This window comes from Okeania sp. SIO3B5 (assembly GCF_010692555.1).
GTDB lineage: Bacteria > Cyanobacteriota > Cyanobacteriia > Cyanobacteriales > Microcoleaceae > Okeania.
Genome location: NZ_JAAHHG010000568.1, coordinates 1 through 6,245, shown reverse-complemented (window position 1 = coordinate 6,245; position 6,245 = coordinate 1). Strand labels below are relative to the sequence as shown.

2 protein-coding genes and 2 pseudogenes are annotated in these 6,245 nt (G+C 34.0%); 1 reads left to right on the top strand and 3 read right to left on the bottom strand.

Annotation, left to right across the window (positions count from 1 at the left end; translation table 11 throughout):
- The first annotated feature begins 178 nt into the window (after positions 1-178).
- Positions 179-1,769: pseudogene (locus F6K54_RS38345) on the top strand (IS1634 family transposase).
- 283 nt (positions 1,770-2,052) lie between these two features.
- On the opposite strand, the pseudogene F6K54_RS38340 reads toward F6K54_RS38345, so the two are convergent.
- From F6K54_RS38340 to F6K54_RS38330, 3 genes and pseudogenes are all read right to left on the bottom strand, one after another.
- Positions 2,053-2,272: pseudogene (locus F6K54_RS38340) on the bottom strand (DUF4277 domain-containing protein); the annotation flags it as partial.
- Positions 2,273-2,674: 402 nt separating this feature from the next.
- Entirely contained in the window at positions 2,675-4,606 is a 1,932-nt protein-coding gene (locus F6K54_RS38335; RefSeq protein ID WP_293089337.1) for a hypothetical protein, read from the bottom strand.
- A gap of 943 nt (positions 4,607-5,549) precedes the next feature.
- On the bottom strand, positions 5,550-6,092 hold the full coding sequence (locus tag F6K54_RS38330; RefSeq protein WP_375342030.1) for a nitroreductase family protein: 543 nt from the start codon (positions 6,090-6,092) through the stop codon (positions 5,550-5,552).
- Positions 6,093-6,245 lie beyond the last annotated feature (153 nt).

Below are 6,245 nucleotides of genomic sequence, written 5' to 3'. Positions count from 1 at the left end.
TTTGATGATTTTCAACTCGGTAAGTTCATGGTATTTAGACACCTTTAAACCCACATTCCGCACGACAAAATGTAGTATACAAAGAGGGTAAAACTTGAGTAAGTATTTAGACTCAAGAAAAAAAAAACCTCAAAGTGTAATTCTAGACAAAAGGTGAAGAGCAAAAAAAGAGGAGAAAATGTCAATAGAAGTGACTAATATAGACCACTTAGGAATAGTCGCAGGAATTATTGATGAGATTGGTATAGAAGAGAAAATTAATCAACTACGCTGGAGTTGAGGTATCAGAAAAAATAACAGGGGGTCAAGTAGTTAAAGGAATGCTCTTAAATGGGTTAGGATTAGTTTCGTCCCCATTGTATTCCCGATCGTAAGTTTTTTGAAGGAAAAGCTATAGAACACTTAATTGGCAAAGGGGTAAAAACAGAGTATTTTAATGATGATAAATTAGGTCGGGTATTAGAACAACTGCATCGCAGAGGATTAAATGAGATTTTTATGTCTGTGGTACTAGAAGCAGTGAAAATTTTGAGAAACGAAACAAATACAGTCCATTTAGATTCTACATCATTTCATGTTCATGGAGATTATCATACAGATGAGGATGAATCCACAAAAGATATAGAACCAAAAACTATAAAAATTACTTATGGATATTCCAGAGATAAACGACCCGATTTAAAACAATTTATGATGGATTTAATTTGTACAAAAGACGGAGATGTGCCATTGTGGATGAGAATTGGGTCTGGAAATGAATAGCCGCCAGAAACAATTTGTACAAGCCATGAAAGATTTTAAAAATCAGTTGAATTTTGAGAGTTTAATGGTGGCAGATAGTGCTTTATATCAATACGAAAATATACAGTTATTAACAAATATTAAATGGTTAAGCCGAGTCCCAGTTCGTATAAAAGCAGCTCACAAGTTAGTTCAAGAAACAGATGTGTCAGATTTGACTCCCAGTCAGATTAAGGGATATAGCTATCAAGAACTATCAAAAACTTACGGGGGAGTTCAACAGAGATGGTTAATAATTGAAAGTCAATTACGTCGAGAATCAGATTTGAAAATAAGAGAGAAAAAAATCCAGAAAGAACGAGTTGAAGTCAACAAACGACTCCAGACATTAAAATCCGAAAAGTTTGCTTGTCAACCAGATGCAGAAACAGTAACAAGAAAGCTGTTAAAAAAGTTTTTATATCACGAATTAATAGACATTAACGTTCAAGAAGTAGAGTCGAAATCTGATACAGATTTTCCTTATGAAGTCCAAGTTAAAGTGGGCTTAAGAGAGTCAAAAATAGAACTAGAAAAGAAGCGAGCAGGTCGATTTATATTGGCAACAAATGTCCTGGATAGAATGGAATTAACGAAAGAAGAAATGTTGTCTAAATACAAGGGACAACAATCGGTTGAGAGAGGTTTTAGGTTTCTCAAAGATCCCCTATTTTTAACTGATAGTATCTTCCTTAAATCCCCCCATCGAATTGAAGCTTTGGGGTTAATTATGGGATCCGTGTTTATTGGTCTATACTTTAGGCCAACGTCAACTGCGTCAAACTTTAAACCGAACTAAATCTACTGTCAAAAATCAACTAGGCCGTCCTACTAATAGACCGACTTTACGTTGGATATTTCAATGTTTTCAGTCGATTCATTTATTGATTAATTCTGGAGTTAAGAGTATATCTAATCTAACTTATGAGCGTTTAGAATTATTGAAGTTTTTTCCTCCAAGTTGTCAAAGATACTATCTACTCAGTTGAGAAACTTGAGGTAGAAAGCCAAAATAATCAATGATTGAATAGTCGTAGAATAAACCGCTTGGCAATTAGTGCGATCGCTAAGCGTGATAGAGGAACTTTGGCAATTTTTGAATTGGTCTATTGGTGAGTTCTCCCAACTTATACCATTCTATTGATTTGCGTTGGCGGAGGATGGTGGCGGCAGCTACATCGCTTCTCACCCTATACTATAAGTCTAAATACTTACTCAAGTTTTACCCTCTTTGTATACTACATTTTGTCGTGCGGAATGTGGGTTCCAGCGTAAATGTTCCACCGCCTTTCCTTCAAAGAAATCCTTGAATATATATAGGGGAGATGATACTAATCCCATACCATTTAAAATCATGGCTTTTACTACATTAAGATGCCCTGACTTTCTCCGTCTTTTTCTCTTCTATTAATTCATTAATTTTATTAACTATTCCTATTTCATCAATTATTCCAGCTACTAGCCCCAAGTGGTCTAAATTTTTGATTTCCACGCTCCATTTTTCTTGTTTTTACCTTTTCCAACTTTCGGAGTAATTTTTACATTAAAACTCTCATGCATTGTTCTTGATTTACCTCAGTATTTTTACTAAAAATATTTTTAAATTTTCTGGTGATGCCAGTATTAATACTTAATTAATTGCGTTGGCAGAGCCTAGCGGCAGCTACATCGCTTTCTTACGGTATTTTTGTACTACATTTTGAAGTGCGGAATGTGGGCTTTAAGGTTCTGTTTCGTAATAGTAACGTTGGAATATTGCGTACTGCATTTTGTCGTGCGTAATGTGGGCTAAAAGTATGATGTTAATTACCAACACTCCCCTACTCCCCTACTCCTCTACTCCCTTCCATATCCGTGTATCCGTGCCATAATCCGTGTGAGCCACTCCCCTACTTCAACTATTAGGAATATGAGCAGCAACTTTTAAACCTTGTGGATTATAAACCTCCAAAGGAATTTTTGCATTATTACTAATAGCCTTCAAAGCTATCTGTAAAGTTTTCAAATGTTTTTCTAGTTGAGTCAAACTCTTTTTATCTTTATTACCCTGTAACTCCTTAGCTGTTTTCTTGATTTTATTCACATATTCAGAAGTTAACCGCACAGTAATTAAATCCTTCGTAACACTATATTCACAAATTTTCGGTGTTCCTTTACAAGTTTTATTTAAATCTTGACGAGCCTTAGCTATAGTATCCAAAAATCTCTGGTTAGCTTGTGCTATTTTGAGAATAGTATCATAAGATTTAATTAAAGGTTTAGCTTTAGAAAAATAACTAGAAGTAGTAGGTACTTCCTCAGCAGAATTTAAAGCATTTTGCCAATACTTCACAGCCTCTTGCCAATTATCTTTTGTCTCAAAAATCTCAGCCTGTTTCGCATAACTAATAGCTTGATTATAATACTCTTCACCAATTTGTTCTATAATTCTACGTTCTTCAGCTAACTGAAGTTTTTGTTCATACTGAGGTAGTAGATTTTTAGCTTCTAAATAGGCAGTTGTTTGTGGTGGAATAGAAGATATCTTATCCAGGGCATCTTCCCAACTTGAATATACATTTTTCCAGCTTTCAGGAAACTGAGCTACTACTTCTCTTGTATTTGCTAACTGAGCTGATTTTTTAGCAGCAATTAATTTTTGATCGGCTGCTTCTTCTGTTGTTAGTCTACTTTTAATCGCCACTAAATATTTACGATATTGCTGTAGTTTATTCTTGGCAAAAGGATAAGCACTACTATCTCCTGGTACTTTTTCTAGTAAAACAATTGCATTTTGCCAAAGTGATTGAATTTCTATCCAATCTTCTACTTTTAGTGGCAAACTTTTACTATTTTGAGCTGCTTGTTGACCTTTTGTTAAAGCTTTTTGAAGATTTTCCAAATGTTGAATTTCTGCTTTGTAAGTAGATTTTAAATGCTGTGACTCTAGATAATGTATTGACCAAAATGGAACTTTGTTTAAATCTTGAACAGCTTTTTCTAACTTTTCTTTTGCTTGCTTTGGAGCTAGAGAGTTTTGAAAATTTTTAATTGTTTCTAATGATTGCTGATTTAACTCTCTTGCTGTGGGCACAATCATACATTTTCCGATGACACAGGGTTGAGTTATTGCATAAAAACAGCCTATTAAAATTGTTAAACTTAAGGTGGCACTGAGAAATTCTACTTTAGAGAAAGTACCTAAGTTAACAGTTGATTTTTGTTCTACATAATTATAATGTTTTGCTTTTATTCTTGATTTTTTAGGAGATATATCTAATCCTGTCACATCAAAAGGGTTATCTAAATCATCCAGTAATTTTGAAGTAATTTTAATCTCTGAATTTTGACTATTATCTTCAGGAATATCCTCTTTCTCAACATTAGTATTTAGCTCAGACTCTAACCTAATAGATATTTGTTCTAAATCATTTAAATCAAATGGATTATCTAAAGAATCTAAAAGTTCTGGTGTAATTTTTACTCCATCGCCTATATCTCCATCTACCCATCTTGGCAGAAAAGTTAATGTAGACTCTTCTTGCCGACTTTTTGTAAAAAATGAATGATAAGCATAAGGATATATATGACCAATTGTATTCAAACAAATACCTACTTTCTCAATAGATTCTAGTGGTTGTTTTTGAACTATACCTTTTAACTCAGAAATTGTTTTCTCTCGATCTATAATTAAATTTGCTGGATGTTCGCAAATCACTAATAATGTTCCAGCTTTTAAGTCACATTTAATTTTACAAGCATCATTCAAATCTCTCAAAGATTGCCAGCTTTTTTGTAAATTATCTTCTAATATCTGAGTATTAATATTTCTGATTGCTGTTTTCATTTTCTAGTAATAATTTTATTATCTTTTCTTTTGCGGGTTTAATACCCTACCGTGAACGGGGGTGCTTAAAATTGTTTGGGGTGATAAGACACGGAGTGGTTGGTCATTGACTATCCATAAGCAATTTTTTCCTTCTGCCTTCTGCCTTCTGCATTCTGCCTTCTTCAATTAATTAGGGTTTGCTGATTAAATATCGCGCGTATTGACTGATATTGGTTTGAGCAATTTTAGGTCTGGAAAAAGTGCGAGGTTTTAGCCTACACTCCGCACGACAAAACGTAGCATAAAAATATAAGTCAAAAGTCAAAAGTCAAAAGTCAAAAGTAAGAAATAAAGAAGTTAAGAAGTAAGAAGAAAATTATAGTGGTCAATAGGAGTCAATAATTTAGCAAGTATTTATACTTAATATTTAACTGATAATTTGACTTTCGAGAAGTAATTTATACAGTATAAATATTTACCAAGAATAGAAATTCTATACTACTTTTAATGCTACAAATTGACGTGCGGAATGTGGGTTTTAGGTGGTAATGGTTCAAAAATTCAGGATTTTGGTCAAGAGTTGGGCAGAACAATCTTGGGACAAAACGCGCGCTCCTACCTCCTCCAAATTCCCCGTTCCTCCTGTCTCCTTTCTCCCCCTCCCCTCCTGGGAGGGGCTAGGGGTGGGTTGTCTCCTACCTTCACCCATAAGACTTTTGAGCGCAAACCCTAATTATTTTAGGAATTATATTTTTGAATTTTGTCATTAAATCAATAATCCTAAATATAAAACTATTAATAATAAAATTAGGAATTATATTTTTGAATTTTGTCATTAAATCAATAATCCTAAATATAAAACTATTAATAATAAAATTCGGATACATATTTGCTATGAATTTTTGTGATATAGAAACACTATTTTGTCATATTTTTTAGTCAAATGAGTATAATTGGCCACTCATACAAAATCCTGTCCATAGGTTTCTGGAAAACAGACCTTACTCCAAGACAGATGTCCACCATATTTTTTAAATGGTTCAGCAGCATAACCCATAGCTAATAGACAGCAAACATCTACTTGCTCTGGAATATTAAATGCTGCTTTAACTTGAGACGTAATAAATCCTTCAAGAGGACAACTATCAACGCCAAAACTACTAGAAACGATCATAATTTGAGCTACTGCTAACATTACTTGCCTATTTATCCAAGCTTCCATAGATTCAAAAGAAGGAGGACTTTCAAACATTTTAGGAATTGAATTTCGCATATGATCTGCATAAGTATCATTGATAGCTTCATGCTCTTTGCGCAACTCAATTATAGATTCTATATATCCTGGTTTAGATACATGGCGATCGCCACAACAAATTAAAACGACTGGAGCTTCTTCTACCTGGCGTTGATTAAAAGCACAAGCCTTAAGTCGTTCTTTATTCTCTTGTTTCTTAACCACAATAAAACGCCAAGGTTGTAAATTAAAACTAGAGGGAGCCATCATACCCAGACGTAAAATTTCTTCTAGGATTACCGAAAAATTGGGTTTAAAGCCTCGCCCTTGTAGGGCGACTTTTTATTTTAGTATGCAAGTGAATTGAATATATGCTACAGTGTTATTAGTTGCCGGGGGGCACTCGGAAACTCGTGCGCGGAC